Origin of the sequence: Acetobacter sp. A11-2 (assembly GCF_040208445.1) — a bacterium.
Lineage (GTDB): Bacteria > Pseudomonadota > Alphaproteobacteria > Acetobacterales > Acetobacteraceae > Acetobacter > Acetobacter oryzoeni.
This window is the reverse complement of record NZ_CP157843.1, coordinates 1,889,972-1,906,143: the sequence shown is the minus strand read 5'-3', so window position 1 is coordinate 1,906,143 and position 16,172 is coordinate 1,889,972. Positions and strand designations below refer to the sequence as shown.

The following is a 16,172-nucleotide window of genomic DNA, read 5'->3' as shown; positions in this document are numbered from 1 at the left end:
GAAAGATAGCGGCTTATGCCGTTTTTTACTGACCAGATGTTGGTTCCTGTTCTGCGTCGTAAAGCACTTCGAGAATGGCTGCCCACGGATAGCGTGAGTCGTAGCTCTGGCCATCGGGGGAGGCGAGGCGCCCTTGGGTGTCTGTTGGTACATGGGTCAGGGCAACGGCATCATCAATATTGCCACCGATAATGCTGATTTGTCGGCCAAAAGGCTGTCCATTCTGGCCAACAGCAACAACAAAGCCGCAATGCGCAGGAAACCCATAAGAGGTGGGCAGGCTGGAGAATCGGATTGTGTCTTTGCTGCGGCCACGTGCCACACAGATGAGGTCACCCGGTTTTGGAGTGTAATTTGCCGGATCCTGCGCCCGCAGAATGGGAGACTGCCCAGAAGCTGCAGCGTTGATATAAGTGGAATGGTTGGGAGAATAGGGAAAGCGGCTGTTAGCCCCTGCTACGCGCATAACGTAGGAAATAAAGGCAGCGGACCACGCATAAGATCCATCATGCACAAAGTCGGTCAGCCGTCCATTGGCATCGTGTTTGCCGGTCCATGATGTTTCTGTCATGTCCGGGGCCATACCAATCCACCAGTATTCCCCTACGCGTTCCCACAGACCGGGGGCGCGTTCTGGCTTTACAGAGGCCACTTGCGGTTCTGGGCGCTGTTCCGGGTCATCATCATTTACCGGGCTGCCAAACAGGCGCCATTCACGCATGGCAATGCCCACAACATCCTGCCGGTTAAAAGGTTCAAAATTGCGGGTGGCAAAATCTGGCACATGGCCACCATAGCCGTAGCCACCACTGGCTGTGTTCCACGTATTTGTGCTGGAAGCACTAGGGGTGGGGCGTGCACCTGGCTGTGGTTGCTGTGTGGCGCATGCTGCCAGACACAAAGGGGCCAGCAGGGCAACGGTAAGCTTGCGTGACAATCTCGTCTCCATACCAGAACAACTCTCCGGTAGATCCGGAGCGCGAGACAACCATTGGTCGGAAGTCTGAATGCTATAGCAATAAGCGCCTGTTGTTCTGGGTGGAAGAGGGTTTGTGTTTTTGTGCCGCGCCTGTTTCTTTTCTGTATCTGTGTTATCCGGCGTCAGGAACAGTAACATCAGCCGTGCGGGCATTCACGCAGCGGATAGCATCTGCTGGTTTAAGCGCTACCACCAAGCCTCTGCCGCCGCCGTTAATGTAAAGTGTATCCAGTTTGAGAACGCTTTCGTCTAACACCACCGGTACTTGCGTGCGTGCGCCAAAGGGGCTGATACCCCCTACCTTAAAACCGGTTAGGGCTTCGGCTTTTTCAGCTCCCAGCATACGTGCATTGCGACCACCAAACAGGGCAGCCACCTTTTTTAGGTCCATTTTTTTATGAACAGGAATAGCTACACAAACAATCTGCTTTTTATCGATTTCAACCATCAGGGTTTTGAAAACCTTGTTTTGGTCGATACCAATGCCAGCAGCAGCATGCAGGCCGATTTTTCCAGGGTCAGACACATAGTCATAATCCTGAAGGGTAAAGGCAATGCCGTGAGCAGTCAGAAACTGCGTTGTGGGTGTTTCAATGGTTTCTGACATGGTAACCCTTTCTGGAAAATCCATGAAGCATTGTGACTTTTGCAAGGCCTGCACATGGTTTCGCTTATTCAATAGTTACTCTTAGCGTCAAGTCATGAAGGCTGCATACCGCCATGCAGCATGGCGGTATGCAGGATGACTTTTACTTATGGTCAGGGAAAAGGGTGAGGAGACCATTTTCTGTAGCCGGGCAGCAGCCTTTTTCTGTAATGAGCCCGGTTACAAGTCTGGATGGTGTGACATCAAAAGCAGGGTTGGCTGCTGTGCTATGATCTGGGGTGATCTGTACAGAGCCTATTTTTCCGTCTGGCATACGCCCCTGTACGTGAGTCACTTCAGATGCTGCACGTTCTTCAATAGGAATATCACGGATGCCATCGGCAATACGCCAATCTATGGTTGTAGAAGGTAATGCAACCCAGAATGGTATTTTGTTGTCCTGTGCAGCCAGAGCTTTCAGATAAGTGCCTATTTTGTTTGCAACGTCCCCGTTACGGGTTACACGGTCTGTTCCAACAATAACAATATCAACCTGACCATGCTGCATTATATGGCCACCGGCATTGTCTGTAATAACAGTATGCGGAACGCCGTGGCTTCCAAGTTCCCATGCGGTAAGGGCAGCTCCCTGATTGCGAGGGCGTGTTTCATCTACCCATACATGCACGTTCAGGCCCAGATCATGCGCCATGTAAATGGGGGCCAAGGCGGTGCCCCAATCTACTGTGGCAATCCATCCGGCATTGCAGTGGGTGAGAATGTTCAGGCGCTGCCCTTTTTCTTTTTTTGCGGCAATATCCTGCAAAAGTTTAAGACCATGCCTGCCAATAGCTTCATTTTGGGCCGCGTCTTCATCACAGATGTGCTGGGCTTCAGTATAAGCAGCGGATACTCGGTTTTCTGGCGGAATGGGCCGGAGAGCATTTAGCATTCTTTCAAGAGCCCAGCGCAGATTTATGGCAGTAGGGCGCGTTGCCGCAAGCATAGCTGCGTTTTGTTCAAGGCTGGTATCACTGCTGTCTGTGCGTAATGCCAGTGCCAGACCATAAGCGGCAACAGCACCAATAAGTGGAGCGCCACGTACCTGCATACTGGTAATGGCGTGGGCTACATCCTGAACGGTGGTAAGCCGCAGGATATCTAGTGAAAAGGGAAGGCGTGTTTGATCGAAAATATGAATAGACCATAGGTCTTTTTCATCAACCCATACACTGCGGAAAGAGGTGCCGTTGATTTTCATGAAGTATGTTCCGTGAGAAGGAGAGGTCTGCATTTAAGATATAAGGATGATTGCCTGTTTTGAGCAATATGCCACAAGCACATGAATTTTTGAGAACGTATTTAGAACATTTTTAAGGTAAATAGATCAGAAGAATGAAATATATCTTTAAATGTGAAAGTATTTTTTTGCATTTTCTATAGCATTTGTTATGTAGAATGAAAATCTAAGGCTATACCAGTTCTTATAGGTATGTGCTTCAGTTAAAGAAGTTTTGAAGTTTAAAAATGTTGTTTGTATATCTCCTTATTTTTAAAGGGAGATGAAAAGGAGTTGGAATGAGTGAGACAAGAGCCCGCCGAAAACCTGCTGCGGGTAAGACGGTTTCCAAGCGCAAGGTTGCTACTGCAGCACCTAAAAAGCGTGCACCTCGTGCAAAAGTTGTCGAAGTAGAAGAGCTTTTTGATTTCGAAGCAGAGCCAGAAGCTCCTAAGCCGCGTCGTGCTTATGTGCGTAAGGCTGCTCCCCGCAAAACGGCAGAAGAAAAACCGGTTGCACCCAAAACAACAGCACGTAAGAAAGCTGTAGCTGCTAAAGCTGAAAGTAAGGTTGCTCCCAAGACAACGCGGCGCACTAAAGCCAAAGCGGAAGATGTGGTTGAAAAGCCAGTGCGTGCCACCAAAACAACGCGGGTTGCCAAAGCCTCGGTTGCTACTGCAGCGCGTAAAACTGCAAAGCCAGCCAAGGTGGAAGCAGCAAAGCCTGTACGCGCCACACGCACTGCCAAGGCCCCTGCTGCCAGTAAGGCTGCAAAACCAGCAACTTCAACACGTAGCGCTGCAGCTGCTACAACCCGTAAGCGGGCTGTGCGTGAAGTAGAACCCGCAGCTAAAAAGAAACTTTCAGCTGTAGAAAAGCTGCGTATTGTCCAGGAAGAACGTCGTCGTAAGCGCTACGAACGTTTGGCGGCAGCTGCAGAGGCTGAAAAAGTAGCAGTAAAGGCACCTGCTGCGCGTAAGGCAAAAGCAAAAACCAGCCGTCGCACGCGTGCGTCCTAAATGTCATAACCTTTTATCTGGTTTAGATATTTAGCTGTAAAATAATGCTGTTTTAAAAAGGGTTCATTTCTGTGAAAACGGAATGAACCCTTTTTAAATGGAATATGTTCCTGAGAGGAAATTTTACTTTTTACGGGTAATTTCCTTTTCAGGGGAGAAACGTTCTGAATCTATATTTAAGTATATATAGTTTTCTGGCTACTTTCCCATTCTTGTCTGTTAGATTTCTCTAAGACTACCGTGCTAAAATAGAGGTCTCTTTTTAAGTTATCGCGCACTTAAAGTTACCGCTCAGTAGGTAGCAGTTGCTTGCAAATTCTGCCGTATGATCGGGATCTGGTTCAAGCGCATCTTCTACCATTACACGGCGTAAGCGTAGGATAACGGCATCTGCGGAATTATTGTCCGACACGTAATCTGATAGCTTTGCCAGCCACGCACTTATGCCATTCTGTTCTGTCAGCATGAGTGGATGACGCTTATTAAGAGGAAGCCCTTCTTGTAATAACAAAGATGCCATAGAGGCATTTGCGATATGATACAGAAAACCATCAGCTTCCTTGGCATGAGTGGCTGCCAAGGAAGGTATGCGTGTCAGGCGGATTTCACTTGGTAAAAAGCGTGTGCGCAGCGGTGGAAGAAGAGGAAGAGAGAATAAGTCTGTTTGTATTTCTTTTGTGTTGATTGGTCGTTTCTGTTGAGTGCGCTGTTGTCTAGGACTGCGTGGTAGTTGCTTTTCTTGCGATGCAGGCAGCAATAATTCTGGCAGCATGTCCTGTAAGGAAGAAGGGCGATGGTTACCCATTATGCACCTTGGTGCGGAATCTCTTTTGCGGGATGTATTGCCGACTGTTGAGAAGCACAGTTTGCGCATAGTCCTTCTACTTCTACCGAGGTGCTCTGGATAACAAAATTCTTGTTTTTGCAAATGTGTTTCAGGGTTTCCAAAACGGTTGTATCCGCAATTTCCGTGACAGTTTTGCAGTTACGGCAAATGAGAAACTGCGCAGTATGCAGGCAAGCTTCTGAGTGCTCGTGCGTGTGGGAACAATGGCGCAGATTGGTGCAGGGAATAAAAGCGGAAAGGCGTTCAATGCGGTGGATCAGGCCGTGTTCAAGCAGAAAATCCAGAGCGCGATATACGGTAGGGGGTGCAGGGCGCCGTTCTGCTGTTTTTAGTTCTTCCAGTAAGTCATATGCACCTACCGGATGTGCATGCATAAGGATAAGCCCTAGCACGTCGCGTCTTTGCGCTGTCATACGGGCGCCTTGCTGGGCGCATAGGGCAGTCGCTTTATCAAGCTGATGCTCAATATGCGCGGGAAAGGTATGAGGTGTTGCTGTGGAAGAAGACGTAGGGTGGGGCATGTTCATCATCCGTTCTCTGTATTTCTTAGCGTAACTGATCTGAGAGGTGAAGGCCAAATTTGCGCGTGTGGGGTGGTGACGCGCAGCTGATAAAATGTAATAATATTACATTGCATTCAGGCATGGCAGGATAATGGGTATGGAATTGAGGAAAACAAAAGGCACTTCACGCCGGATGTTGTTTGGTATGGTGGCTGTGCTTGGTTTTGCAACCATGGGCACAGGCTGTGCGGCCGCACGCCCTTTGTCCGTTGTGGCGGCAGAAAACACATGGGGGGATCTGGCTGCGCAAATTGCTGAGCCAGACATGCACGTTACATCCATACTTGTATCACCAGCTGTCGATCCGCATTTATATGCTCCTACACCCGATGATGCGCGTCGTGTTGCAGATGCCACCTTGGTTGTGGCCAATGGCGCGGGATACGATGCATGGATGGATCATTTGGTGCAGGCTTCTGCTTTACCACAGGCGCGGTATGTGCGTGCAGATACATGGTCCGGGTGGCACGAGGGCGGAAATGCCCATTTATGGTATGACCTCAACGCTGTGGCAGATTTTGTGCAAAGATTTGAAAAAGCGTGCGAACAGGCAGATCCAGCACATGCAACAGCATATGCTGCGCGTGGGCAAAAGTTGCAGGCTGATATTGCCAGAGTGCAGGCGCAGGCCGCTGCATTGCGCCCACACGTGCAAGGTATGGCTGTGGCAGCAACAGAACCGCTGTTTACCCCGTTGGCTAATTATCTCGGTTTGGACATGAAGGAAAATGCTTTCCAGATTGCCATCATGAATGATGTTGAACCACCACCCGTTGCGGTTGCCACGTTTGAACAGGATCTTAAGCAAAAAAAGTTGCGGCTACTTGCCTATAATGTGCAGGTAGAAGAACCAGCCAGCAAACAGCTGATTGCTCTGGCACATAACGCAGGTATACCCATTCTGCCGTTGGCGGAAATTATGCCGCAGGATACGCATTGGCAGATATGGATCGGCTCAACTCTTACGCAAGTAGCGCACCTGCTGGGTGTAGCGCAGTAATGCCATCTTCTGCTGTGCAAGTGGCTGGCGTAACTCTGTTGCGCCAGAAAAAAGCAGTTCTGGACAATATCAGTTTTACAGTTCCTGCAGGCAGTTTTGTGGCTGTTCTGGGTGGAAACGGAGCTGGAAAAACAACCCTGTTTAGAACGCTTTTGGGGCTGGAAAAGCCCTCGGCAGGCCAGATATGGATAGAAGGCCAGCCAGTGCAAAAGGGCCGTATGCCCATAGGGTATATGCCACAGGTGCGCGCCATGGTGGCCGCACAACTTAGCGGCTGGAGCACAGTTGCCGCAGCGCAGCAGGGATGGAAATGGGGCCTGCCATTTTACGGCAAACAGGCCAGAGCAGATATTGATGCAGCTTTGGCCGCAGTAGATGCGCAGGCGCTGGCGCAGCGGCCTGTTGGCTCTCTTTCTGGGGGAGAAAGGCAGCGGCTGATGCTGGCGCAGGCGTTGTTGGATAACCCGCATATTTTGCTGCTTGATGAGCCTTTAGCCAGCCTGGATCCTGCCCGGATGCGTGAAACAGCAGAGCGCATTCATACACAGGCGCGCGATAGAAATATGACGGTGCTGATGTCTACCCATGATATCAATCCGCTTATGGGGTTGATGGACCATGTTCTTTACATGGCACATGGCAAGGCGGTGCTGGGGCGCGTGGAAGATGTGATGACAACCCAAACGCTTAGCGCGCTTTACGGGGCACCGGTTGAGGTGATTAAGGCGGGAAATAGATTATTTGTTGTGGCAGAAGGCGGTGGGGCATCACTCCAGTCCTGTATGTGCGTGGGGCATGGTGCTTGATGCTTGAGTATGAATTTATGCGCACTGCCTTTCTGGCAGCGTTTTTGGCGGCTTTGGTGTGTGGGCCTGTGGGCTGGTTTCTTGTTTTGCGTGGCCAAAGCTTCGCAAGCCATGCGCTTTCACATGTGGGATTTGCTGGGGCTGCTGCAGCTCTTCTGTTGGGGCAGCCCGCTTTGCTTGGGCTTGGGCTTGGCGCCGTTGGGGGCGGTGTTGCCATAGGGCTGGCGGGAGACAGGCTTGTAGGCCGGGATGTAACAATCGGGCTGGTGCTTTCTGTTGCCATGGGTTTTGGGGCATTGTGCCTGCATTTTCTAACCCACTCTGCCAGTTCGGCTACCGCACTGCTTTTTGGCGATATTCTGGGTATTGGGCCTTCTATGCTGGGTTGGCTGGGTGCTCTTTCGGTAACCTGTTTGATGGCTTTGGCGTTTGTTGCAAGGCCGCTTCTTTTTGCGTCACTTCAGCCAGAACAAGCAGAGGCACGGGGCGTTAATATGCGCCTGCTTGATATTCTTTTTCTTATGATTGTTGCTGTAGCTACAGCGCAATGCGCCCAGATTACGGGTGTCTTGCTGGTGTTTACGCTTATGATCGCGCCTGCTGCAGCAAGTTTGCGGATGGGCTTTTCGCCCTTGTTGGGAATGAGCGTTGCAACGTTACTTGCGTTGTTGGAGGCTTGGCTGGGTTTGGTGTTAGCTTGGTACACCAATTGCCCTACAGCATTCTGGATTGCTGCATTGGGTGGCAGTGTGTTTATAGCTGCGAGCCTGTTTTGCCGTGTGCGTGGCAGTTAAAAAACTGCGGCTCAGTCTTTTACTGAGGTAAGGACCAATCTAACCAAGACCATAAAGCTACGGCTATTAAAAGCGCAACATGTATGATGATGAGGCCTTTAACCGTCAGAAAAGGGACGTAGTCACTATCCCCTTTTACCGGGTAATCATCATGAAAATTCTGCGACATCATTCAACACCTTGGTTGTATGCCTAAAGCCCTTAGGGCTTTAGGGCCGGCACATGAGGTAGAGCGTGGTACATTCTGTTAAAATACACAAGCCCATGAGCCGTTGCATGGGTGCGTAACGCCTGCACAATACCAAACATCACGCTGTGTGTGCCAACTTCTACAATCTGGCTGATCTTGCAGTCAAACGAGGCTACAGCCTCTTCCAACACAGGTGCACCAGTTGCCAAGGTCGTCCAATGCCCAGTGGCAAACCGTTCCTGCATGGAATTGGGGCTGGCAAAATGGTTGGACAGATGCTGCTGGGTAGATGCCAGCACGTTTACACATAATGCGCTACCTTCATGAAAAGCCTGTCGGGCACGGCTTCCACGGTTCAGGCAGACCAGCAGCGTAGGTGGGGTATCTGTTACGGAACACACGGCTGATGCGGTAAAACCAACGGGGTTTTCCAACGTTCCTGTTGTAACAATGTTCACAGCTGCGCCAAGTCGGGCCATGGCATCGCGGTAGGCGCTGGTCTCCGGAGCCAACATCTGCTCTCCTTAAATCAATCAAAAACGGTCTGTGCGTGTTTGTGCATGAAATAAAGAGGAAAGCAATGATAGAGCAAACTCTTTCCGACGTATCTGGCGTAAGAATGCAGCAGGAAGGGCATTTGGGGCGTATTATTCTAGACCGCCCCAAACGTTTGAATGCTGTGGATATCAGCATGGCCAGCGGCATAAGAGATGCTTTGCAGGCATGGCGGAATGATCCGTCCATCCACACTATTCTGCTGGAAAGCAGCAGTACGCGCGCTTTTTGCGCTGGAGGAGATTTACGCGCCATTCATGATTGTTTGAAGGCACACGGAGCATTGGCTGCATATGAGCTGATGAAGCGTGTCTATGACGTCATGCTGTTGCTGGCAGATTACCAAAAACCCATCGTTTCCTTTCTGGATGGCGTGGCCATGGGAGGGGGTATCGGCTTGGGTGGACATGTGCGGTATCGGGTGGTTACGGAAAGATCCGTGCTGGCTATGCCTGAAACGGCTATAGGTCTGGCCCCAGATGCTGGCGGTAGCTGGTTGCTGGCGCGTGCACCTGGTTTTTCTGGGTTACGGCGAGCTGTAACCGGTGGCCGCATGAATGGCGCAGAGGCCGTAGCCATGGGGTTTGCAGATGTTCTCGTCTCATCGGCCTCTCTTACAGATTTAAGAGAATCTCTGAGTATTGAGAGTGCGGAGCATGTATTTGCACGCCTGCATTCTCGGCCAGAAAGTCTGGACGTGCAAAATCTGGATGCGTGTTACGATGCACCAGATATTTTGCAGGTTATTGAAAAACTGAAAGCGGAAGGGTCAGAAGAGGCGCAGGAAGATCTGGAATCTCTATCTCGTGCCTGTCCGTTTTCTGTGCAGGTCGCATGGTGTGGATGGCATCGGGCACGTGCAGCTTCCTCGTTACATGCCGCTTTTGCACTTGAGGAAAATATGGTGCGCCATATGGTGGCCCGGCCTGATTTTGTAGAGGGTATTCGGGCACGCTTGATTGATAAAGATAACAAGCCTGTGTGGGTACCTTCAACTTTGGCGGACGTGCATGAGCGCGAAGCGCAGAATTGCTTTGATAACTAACTCAAACATATTGCCCCGGAGCATTTTGTGCTGCGGGGCAACATATTTTGGGGATATTTACGCAGATGCGGTTCGGAAAGATATGGAAGCCGGGGCCGGTTTGCCAATCGGCAGTACTGCATAGCCGAATGCTTCTTCCAGTATTTCGGAAGCAGCCAGATAGATGGCGGAAAAACCGCAGAACAGTCCTTCATATCCAGCAAACTGTGTAACAACTGGCATAGCCAGCATATCACCCGTGGCCAGTAAGGCGAATAGAACAGTCAGGCTCAGGAAAATAACCTGATGTGCCCGTGTGGCGCGTAGTGAGGCTATAAACATGATAAAAGTGAACAATCCCCACGCCAGCAGGTAACTACCTACAAGATTAGGGCTGCTGGCATCCACAATGCCAGTATGTGGCAAGCCAATAAGCGCCACGAATGAAAGCCAGAATGCACCGTAAGCCGTAAAAGCTGTCATGCCAAAAGTATTGCCGTTACCATACTCCAGCATCCCTGCCAGAATTTGGGCCACACCTCCAAATGTAAGCCCCATGGCCAAAATGGCAGACCCCATAGGCACCAGATCTGCATTATGTAAATTGAGAAGAACGGTTGTGAGCCCAAACCCCATTAAACCTAATGGAGCTGGGTTGGCTCTTCGGTATGTCACCGGAGGCGATGTTTCGGAGTATGCCATGCCAGATACTTCTTGTTATGAGTGATGACTTAAGCATTAAGCAACTGGCAAGGCAGAAGTTCTTTATAAATAGAAACAGGCTGATAAAATTAAATTCATCATTATGGCTTTTCTTTTACGGCGTGTCGTCAGTTAAGCCCTGAGAGTGGCACGTGAGGGTTGTACTTTGTGTCTGCGTGTGCTGACTGTTTTCCCATTTTTTGGGGAGACAGACAGATGCGGCGCTATAGTTTACGCGATGACCAGTGGGAGCGGATAAAGGATCTTCTTCCTGGTCGAGAAGGCTATGTCGGCGGCACTGCGGTGAACAACCGTCTGTTCGTGGAGGCGGTGCTGTATCGCTATCGCGCGGGTATTCCATGGCGCGACCTTCCTGCCCGTTTCGGTGACTGGAAAAACGTGCACCGGCGTCTGCGCCGCTGGTGTGAAAGCGGCGTCATCGAACGGATATTTCGTTATCTGGCCGCTGATTACGACAACGAATACATGATGATCGACAGCACAATTGTCCGAGCGCATCAGCATAGTGCCGGAGCTCTCAAAAAAGGGGCACGGATCAGGCCATCGGACGATCACGAGGCGGGCTAACTACAAAGATCCATGCCATCTGCGACGCTCTGGGCAATCCAGTGGAACTCGGCATCACACCGGGACAGGATGCCGATATCACCCAGGCAGAACCACTTCTGGAAAACATCGAACCGGATGCTTTCCTTGCTGACAAGGCGTATGACGCGGACAGGTTGATCGATCGGCTGATACAGCGCGGGATTACCCCGGTCATCCCGCCAAAACGCAACAGAACGACACGACGGAAAACCGATTTTTCTCTCTATCGCGAACGGAACCTTGTTGAGAGGTTCTTCAATAAACTCAAGCAGTTTCGCGCTATCGCAACCCGCTACGATAAACTGAAATCGACCTTCCTCGCAGCCGTGCAGTTCGCCTCAATCATCATCCTGCTTAACTGACGACACGCCGTAGGAAACTTTTTATTTCATTCCATAACACCACCACTAAGCCAGCGTAGAAACGGATGCATCTGCGCCAGCTTCATCTATAGAGCGATGGATGGGGCCGTATTTATCATAAAATCCTGGTATGGCGCGGATAATACCGGCAGCCTGCATAAGGCAGGATATGGTTCTATCCCGCATAAGAGAGGCACCTTCATGCTCTGTGGTTGTGGCATGAATAATGGCGGCAGCCTGTTCCAAAGCATCTGCCGTAGCTAATGGTGTATGACGCAACATGGCAAAGGCTTTTAAGGCATTTTCAAGAGCAGAGCGCGCCTGTGTGTTGAGTTTTACGTGTTCTGCATTCCAACGCAGGCGTAAAATGAGCCTTCCTAGGGAAAGTGTTGCAAAGGCTGCATCTGTATATCCCTGCCTGTCTATACCGGAAGGAATAAAGGAAAGACGCATCATCAACCGCGTAATTTTCTGGAGTTGAAGACCCTCCCATGCAATCCATTGCACCGGCTTGCGGCTATGGGAAAGAGCGAGTTGTTGCAGGCTACGGGTAAGGGAAGAAACTAACCGTGCAGCATCCAGCCGATGATCTGGCGGTAAAATAACCCGGAAAACCAGCACCAGAAGCACGCAGGCGGCCACCATGGTCATCCAGTTATTGGTGAGTGCCAGATCATTATAAACAATAGGGTTGTTGATAGAGAGCAGCATGGTGAAAAACACCGCATATCCAAATGCACCAATGCTGTAGCGTGGGTGAAATTGTAGCCATACACCGGGCAGCAGAAACAGGCAGAGCGTCAGCCATAAAAGCGGGTAGCCATCTATGCGGGGTAAAAACAGGGAATGGCATAAAAATCCCATAGGCACGGCTAACATCGTCCCAGTTGCCATCATGGGGCTTGCTTTGCCAGCAGAGGGTGCCGTTGAAAGCAGGCTGGAGGCTGCCACCACATACAGGATCAGCATAGGGCCTGCGCTCCAGTGGAAAACATACCATAACATGCCAGCCAGAAGCGCAATAAACATGCCACGCACACCATTACGCAAGGCAACCGGCCATTCCAGATATTGGCGCGTGTAAGAGGATTCACGATCGCGGCGCAAGCTCGTCAAATCGTACAGGGCCAGATCTATCTGCACCAGAATATCACGCGTATTATCTAGTGTTGCCAGCAAGCCGGGTGCCGGATTATTGCGTGAAAGTTGTTCCAGATTTTTCAGGCAATCATGCAGGCAGGTAGAAACTGGTGCGGGGTTTTCCAGCCAACCGGGTTGCTCTGTAAGATGCAGAATGTGCTCTAATGTTTCGGCAACATGCTGATGCACGGGGCGTGATTGTGCATCCACCAAAGAGAGGTTTAACCAATAGGGATGATAGCTGACAATCAGCCCGGTTAAACGGTTGAGAGCCAGCCGCAGGTTAGAAATACGGGCCTGCATATCTGGGTCATCTGCAGCAGCAAATTCTATGGCTGGTGTTAAACCGGCCATACCTGCCAGAAGGCGGCTGCGGCTATCATAAAGGGGTTGTGGCAGGCTGCGGAATGCTGTGCCTGTGGTTGCGGTATCTGTGGTTTCAGATGGGTTGTTTTCTTCTACCGCATGTTCTTCCGGTGTGGCGGAAAGGCCTTCCTGTGCATGAAAGTTTTTTGCATGGAGAATGGTATCCCGAAAAGCGTTTCCCAGCTTTTCCATCACCGCGCTGGGTTTGCGCGGGCTTGTCACCATAAAGACGCAGGCTGTTACCACCACGCCTGTTACCACGGCAGATAAGCGCCCCATTGCAGAAAGAAAGATATTGTCTGGGTCTGCAAAAGCGGGTGCAGCAATAATAACAATTGTATAACCGGTTAGCACGGCAGCATAGGCACGAAAGAAGCGCAGAAACGTGGCCACCATGCAGGCTATACCTACAAAAACAGAAAGCGCTGCAAAATACAGAACGGGAGACTGCACAAACACAGCCATAATGCCAACGCTAATAACAGCCCCAATAACTGTGCCGATAACACGCCATACGCTTTTTGAAACCATAGCCCCTACAGTTGGGTTTGCCACAATAAGAACAGTTGTGGCTGCACTGAGGGGGGAATGAAGCTGGAACATAAATGCCAGAAAAACGGCAATGCCAATGCACAAAAACACGCGGGCAGAATAACCTGCGGTAGCTTTAAAAGCATTCCATTGGGCTTCATCAGAAAAAAAGGCCGGTAAGCAGCGGGATAACAGAGTGTTAAGGGAAAAAAGCGTATGACTGTTGTGCTCAGATCTAGCGTTCATGATGCGTTTCCAGCATGCAGGACAGATCATGAATTAAGCTACGTACCTGATCTTCTGTAAGGTTCTGGCTAACGTTCTGCTCAAGTTGCGCTGCAATGGTATGGAACAGCGTACATCTTTCCTGCCCAGCAGAAGTAAGCACAAGTTTTTTGGCACGCCGGTCCCGCGTATCCTGCAGGCGAGTGATCAGCTTTTGTTTTTCCAGCAAATCAAGAATACGCACCAGTGCCGAGCAATCCACATTCATGGCGGCTGCAAGATCACTTTGCGTGGCGCCATCGGGCATCATCATCAAATAAGCCATCGGGCGCATGCTGGCCAATGTCATGCCATGCGGGCGTAAGGCCCGGTCCAGTTGCGTGCGCCAGACGGTGGCTAACCGCATAATGCGGAAGGTAAGCGCCATGTCTGAAAAACGCGTTTCATCCAGAGTGGGCAGAACGCGTGGGGAGGTCATGGAATCCTCATTGGTTAGCGAAAGAATATTTGACATATAAAGTATATTCATACGAATATAACATAGCTGTTTTGCGCGTCAATAATGGAAATAAGGCTGCAAAGCACAGGAACATTAGCGTGAAGCCTCAATCCTGTTTCAGATCAGCAGACTTTTAAAGTTGCAGGGCTAAAACTGCGGGTTGAAAGCAAAGGCCGCTTATGCGCATTGTGCGCGGGCTAATGGTGTCCTTTACGGGATGAAAAGGGAAGAACGGTGCAAGGCCGTCGCTGCCCCCGCAACTGTAAGTTATCCATGGTGTTCCGTATGGGCTTTCTGGCCCAATGTGCCACTGGCCTACGTACAGGCTGGGAAGGTAGGGAACGCTGTTTTATGTTCTGGCCTGTAAGGGAGAGCATATGTGGGTACAAGCCAGGAAACCTGCCATTGGTGCCTTATGCGTAAGCATATAGGCGGGCCTTAATTATTAAGTTCTGGCGTTGCTGCTGGCGGGGTGCCCGGCAGGCATAGATGCACCATAGGGTGCATTTCTTCTGTCATCTCTGGGCAGGGGCGCCGGGTATCTGCACCCCTTTTCAAGCAGCCGTTCTTTTAGAATGGTAGTTATTTCAGGGATACAGCATGGCCGAAGCGTCCGATTCTTCTCAAAAATCACCTCAGAATCGCCCGGTTTTGCATGTGTGTGTCACATGTCGGCGTGGTGGGCCTGCCATGGATCAGCCGCCGGGTGCCCAGTTGTATGCACGTTTGCAGACCTTGGTGCAGGAAGCAGAAGCTGCTGGGCAGGAAGTTCCGGTTCTGTTGCGTCAGGTGCAGTGTCTGGCTGCCTGTGATCGCGGATGCACTGCAGCCATTGCCATGCCAGAGCGTTGGACATGGTTATTAGGGCATCTGGGTGCTGAAAAAGCAGAAGATCTTCTGGCGTATGCCCAACTCTATGCAAAATCCGCGCGGGGCACGGTCATGCCTTCGCGCCGTCCGGCATCTCTTTCCAATATGGTGCTGGGGCGTGTTCCCGCACAACTTTATGATGAACAGGAGCCTTCATGACACTCGCATCTCGCGTGCCTGTAACCATTATCACTGGTTTTTTAGGGGCAGGCAAAACAACCCTTTTGCGCAATCTTCTGCAGCGTGCAGCAGGGCACCGCATTGCCGTGGTGGTGAACGAATTTGGTTCTCTTGGCATTGATGGAGAAATTCTGCGCGGGTGCGGCGTGGAAGGCTGCAAGGAAGATGATATTGTCGAACTGACCAATGGCTGCCTGTGTTGCACGGTAGCAGATGATTTTCTGCCAACAATGGAAGCCCTGCTAGATCGGGCTGATCCGCCAGAACATGTGGTGATTGAAACATCAGGTCTGGCGCTGCCTAAACCATTGCTCAAGGCCTTTGGGTGGCCAACAGTGCGCAACCGTATGACTGTTGATGGAGTGATAACCGTAGTGGATGCACCAGCAGTAGCCGCTGGTCGTTTTGCAGATGACCCGGAAGCTATTGCCCAACAGCGTGCGGCAGATCCATCCCTGGATCATGACAACCCTTTGGCGGAGGTTTTTGAAGATCAGATCAACGCTGCAGATCTTGTGGTGTTGAACAAGACAGATCTGCTTGATGCAGATGCACTCGCACGTGTTGAAGATGAAATCCGCCACACAGCACCGCGTCCTGTGCAGATTGTACGTGCTACGGAGGGCAAGGTAGACCCTGCCATATTGCTTGGTATCGGAGCTGCGGCAGAAGCTGATCTGGCTGCTCGTCCTTCCCATCATGATGCAGAAGATGGCGAACACGAACATGATGACTTCGAAAGTTTTGTGGTGCGTGTGCCTGAGCAACAGAGTGTGGAGCAGTTTTTAACGCTCTTGCAGGATACAGCACGCCGTTATGATGTGCTGCGCATGAAAGGTTTTGCTGCAGTGGCAGGTAAGGCCATGCGTTTGGCAGTGCAGGGTGTGGGAACGCGTTTTCGGCACGAATTTGATCGTCCTCTTGCTGCCAATGATGGACGGGAAGGCCGCATTGTCGTGATTGGGCAAAAGGGGCTGGAGGCTCCGGCCATAGCCAAGGCGCTTGGCGGTACATTGGTAACGGCCTGATTAAGGACGGAGTGAGCT

At 50.9% G+C, this 16,172-nt stretch carries 17 protein-coding genes and 1 riboswitch; of the genes, 8 read left to right on the top strand and 9 right to left on the bottom strand.

The window, feature by feature from the left end:
* Positions 1–25 precede the first annotated feature (25 nt).
* The 3 genes from ABNV41_RS09275 to mtnA form a co-directional block, all read right to left on the bottom strand.
* Positions 26–949 (bottom strand): DUF2272 domain-containing protein, encoded by a 924-nt coding sequence (locus ABNV41_RS09275; protein ID WP_050818537.1) that lies wholly within the window; start codon positions 947–949, stop codon positions 26–28.
* Positions 950–1,091: 142 nt separating this feature from the next.
* Positions 1,092–1,610: a Cys-tRNA(Pro) deacylase gene (ybaK, locus tag ABNV41_RS09270; RefSeq protein WP_050818536.1), complete on the bottom strand. Its 519-nt coding sequence runs from the start codon at positions 1,608–1,610 to the stop codon at positions 1,092–1,094.
* A 118-nt stretch (positions 1,611–1,728) separates the two neighbouring features.
* Positions 1,729–2,859 carry an S-methyl-5-thioribose-1-phosphate isomerase gene (gene mtnA / locus ABNV41_RS09265; protein ID WP_080986708.1) on the bottom strand — a complete coding sequence of 377 codons (1,131 nt, stop codon included), beginning with the start codon at positions 2,857–2,859 and terminating at the stop codon, positions 1,729–1,731.
* A gap of 284 nt (positions 2,860–3,143) precedes the next feature.
* Between mtnA and ABNV41_RS09260 the strand changes: the two genes are divergently transcribed.
* Positions 3,144–3,863 (top strand): hypothetical protein, encoded by a 720-nt coding sequence (locus tag ABNV41_RS09260; RefSeq protein WP_050818534.1) that lies wholly within the window; start codon positions 3,144–3,146, stop codon positions 3,861–3,863.
* A 262-nt stretch (positions 3,864–4,125) separates the two neighbouring features.
* Here the strand turns inward: ABNV41_RS09260 and ABNV41_RS09255 are convergent, their stop codons facing one another.
* Both ABNV41_RS09255 and ABNV41_RS09250 read right to left on the bottom strand, forming a co-directional pair.
* On the bottom strand, positions 4,126–4,635 hold the full coding sequence (locus tag ABNV41_RS09255) for a hypothetical protein (RefSeq protein WP_230844577.1): 510 nt from the start codon (positions 4,633–4,635) through the stop codon (positions 4,126–4,128).
* Between the two features lie 32 nt (positions 4,636–4,667).
* Positions 4,668–5,240, bottom strand: coding sequence for a transcriptional repressor (locus ABNV41_RS09250; protein ID WP_050818533.1), 573 nt, complete (start codon positions 5,238–5,240; stop codon positions 4,668–4,670).
* 124 nt (positions 5,241–5,364) lie between these two features.
* Between ABNV41_RS09250 and ABNV41_RS09245 the strand changes: the two genes are divergently transcribed.
* The 3 genes from ABNV41_RS09245 to ABNV41_RS09235 are packed head-to-tail and all read left to right on the top strand — an operon-like array spanning position 5,365 to position 7,873.
* Positions 5,365–6,273 (top strand): metal ABC transporter solute-binding protein, Zn/Mn family, encoded by a 909-nt coding sequence (locus ABNV41_RS09245; protein ID WP_050818532.1) that lies wholly within the window; start codon positions 5,365–5,367, stop codon positions 6,271–6,273.
* Positions 6,273–7,079 carry a metal ABC transporter ATP-binding protein gene (locus ABNV41_RS09240; protein ID WP_349934615.1) on the top strand — a complete coding sequence of 269 codons (807 nt, stop codon included), beginning with the start codon at positions 6,273–6,275 and terminating at the stop codon, positions 7,077–7,079. Before ABNV41_RS09245 ends, ABNV41_RS09240 begins: the two co-directional genes overlap by 1 nt.
* Positions 7,079–7,873 (top strand): metal ABC transporter permease, encoded by a 795-nt coding sequence (locus ABNV41_RS09235; RefSeq protein WP_003623613.1) that lies wholly within the window; start codon positions 7,079–7,081, stop codon positions 7,871–7,873. Before ABNV41_RS09240 ends, ABNV41_RS09235 begins: the two co-directional genes overlap by 1 nt.
* Positions 7,874–8,074: 201 nt before the next feature.
* Here ABNV41_RS09235 and ABNV41_RS09230 read toward each other — a convergent pair whose 3' ends face one another.
* Positions 8,075–8,578: a flavin reductase gene (locus tag ABNV41_RS09230; protein ID WP_050818530.1), complete on the bottom strand. Its 504-nt coding sequence runs from the start codon at positions 8,576–8,578 to the stop codon at positions 8,075–8,077.
* 65 nt (positions 8,579–8,643) lie between these two features.
* On the opposite strand from ABNV41_RS09230, the gene ABNV41_RS09225 reads away from it, so the two are divergent.
* Positions 8,644–9,663: an enoyl-CoA hydratase/isomerase family protein gene (locus tag ABNV41_RS09225; RefSeq protein WP_050818529.1), complete on the top strand. Its 1,020-nt coding sequence runs from the start codon at positions 8,644–8,646 to the stop codon at positions 9,661–9,663.
* A 57-nt stretch (positions 9,664–9,720) separates the two neighbouring features.
* Here ABNV41_RS09225 and ABNV41_RS09220 read toward each other — a convergent pair whose 3' ends face one another.
* The gene (locus tag ABNV41_RS09220) at positions 9,721–10,344 is read right to left on the bottom strand and encodes an acetate uptake transporter (protein ID WP_050818528.1); all 624 of its coding nucleotides are present in this window, start codon (positions 10,342–10,344) and stop codon (positions 9,721–9,723) included.
* Positions 10,345–10,560: 216 nt separating this feature from the next.
* Between ABNV41_RS09220 and ABNV41_RS09215 the strand changes: the two genes are divergently transcribed.
* A protein-coding gene (locus ABNV41_RS09215) for an IS5 family transposase (protein WP_087651418.1) occupies positions 10,561–11,315 on the top strand; the annotation gives its coding sequence in 2 pieces (ribosomal slippage) (positions 10,561–10,900 and positions 10,900–11,315; 756 coding nt in all).
* Positions 11,316–11,360: 45 nt separating this feature from the next.
* Here ABNV41_RS09215 and ABNV41_RS09210 read toward each other — a convergent pair.
* The gene (locus tag ABNV41_RS09210) at positions 11,361–13,598 is read right to left on the bottom strand and encodes an FUSC family protein (RefSeq protein ID WP_050818527.1); all 2,238 of its coding nucleotides are present in this window, start codon (positions 13,596–13,598) and stop codon (positions 11,361–11,363) included.
* A complete protein-coding gene (locus tag ABNV41_RS09205; protein WP_050818526.1) occupies positions 13,588–14,106 on the bottom strand; it encodes a MarR family winged helix-turn-helix transcriptional regulator in 519 nt (172 codons plus the stop codon). The genes ABNV41_RS09210 and ABNV41_RS09205 overlap by 11 nt, the downstream gene beginning before the upstream one ends.
* 154 nt (positions 14,107–14,260) lie before the next feature.
* A riboswitch (cobalamin riboswitch) is annotated at positions 14,261–14,498 on the top strand.
* Positions 14,499–14,676: 178 nt separating this feature from the next.
* Here ABNV41_RS09205 and ABNV41_RS09200 point away from each other — a divergent pair.
* Both ABNV41_RS09200 and cobW read left to right on the top strand, forming a co-directional pair.
* On the top strand, positions 14,677–15,105 hold the full coding sequence (locus tag ABNV41_RS09200) for a DUF1636 domain-containing protein (RefSeq protein ID WP_050818525.1): 429 nt from the start codon (positions 14,677–14,679) through the stop codon (positions 15,103–15,105).
* Complete coding sequence (cobW, locus tag ABNV41_RS09195; RefSeq protein WP_050818524.1) at positions 15,102–16,154, top strand: cobalamin biosynthesis protein CobW; 1,053 nt, start codon at positions 15,102–15,104, stop codon at positions 16,152–16,154. The genes ABNV41_RS09200 and cobW overlap by 4 nt, the downstream gene beginning before the upstream one ends.
* Positions 16,155–16,172: the final 18 nt, after the last annotated feature.